Source organism: Aromatoleum evansii (assembly GCF_012910805.1).
Lineage (GTDB): Bacteria > Pseudomonadota > Gammaproteobacteria > Burkholderiales > Rhodocyclaceae > Aromatoleum > Aromatoleum evansii.
This window is the reverse complement of sequence record NZ_WTVK01000170.1, coordinates 1-897: the sequence shown is the minus strand read 5'-3', so window position 1 is coordinate 897 and position 897 is coordinate 1. Positions and strand designations below refer to the sequence as shown.

Sequence of the window (897 nt, the reverse complement as noted above, 5' to 3'; positions counted from 1 at the left end):
CATTGAACGCTTCTACAATCCGCGGCGGCGTCACTCCGTGCTTGGATATCTCAGCCCGGTTCAGTTTGAAGAAAATATGGTGGCTGTGTAGCTACCGAAACTGTCCGGAGAATCGGGGGCAGGCCACCTTCTCCCCGCAGTGGACCGCTGACCGATCATCGAGTTTTCAACTAAGCTTCCAAGAGGAGGGGCAGTGAAAAGAATGAACAATTTGCGACGACTGAATGCATGGCTTACTGAGAGGTGGCGGTGGCTACGTTCCCTATCCCGAGATGACGTTTCCAAGCAGATGTTCGAGCACGTTCGCAATTTGGGTCTTTGCGCTCTCGTTTTGGGGGCAGGACACTACGAGCTCCGGAATCCGGCCTACGAAGAAGGGCCTTTTCATTGGATTACGGTCAGCTTCCTTTTCATGTTTGGTTCCCTGCTGTATTTTTTGAACATGTTGAATGCATACGAAAAATTAATAAATGCCGGTTACAAGAAAGATACGTTACTTAGTTTGGGGAACTTCTACAGCCTGTTCACCTTCGTGATCATCAATTCCGTGTTGGGTTCATAGCGATCGCCGCGTGCTGATCACGGCGAGACGTGATGCTTTTAGAATTCAGAATGGCTCACGACGCTAGCGTATAGAGGTCAGCTGTGGGGCAAAAAGCGGACTTCCGTCGCTGGGAGGGCGACAGTCCGCTCCGCCCGATTTCTAGACGCCCGCCTTTCCCCATAGTCCGCATTGACGATGAAAGTCCCGCCCCCGCCCGCGATCATCCCGGACGATGACGGTGCCCTTGGGGTTCTCTTGCCCCATGCTTCGCTGGCACCGCGAACGACCCTTCGGGAGGTGCTGGCGTGGCGGGCAATGTGCAGGGTGAAAACCAGTTCGATGTGATCGTGGTG

The 897-nt window shown here is 53.8% G+C and carries 1 protein-coding gene; it reads left to right on the top strand.

The features are described from left to right. A partial coding sequence (locus GO615_RS29450; protein WP_339379976.1) for an IS3 family transposase occupies positions 1 to 91 on the top strand: 91 nt, incomplete at its 5' end. Positions 92 to 897 lie beyond the last annotated feature (806 nt).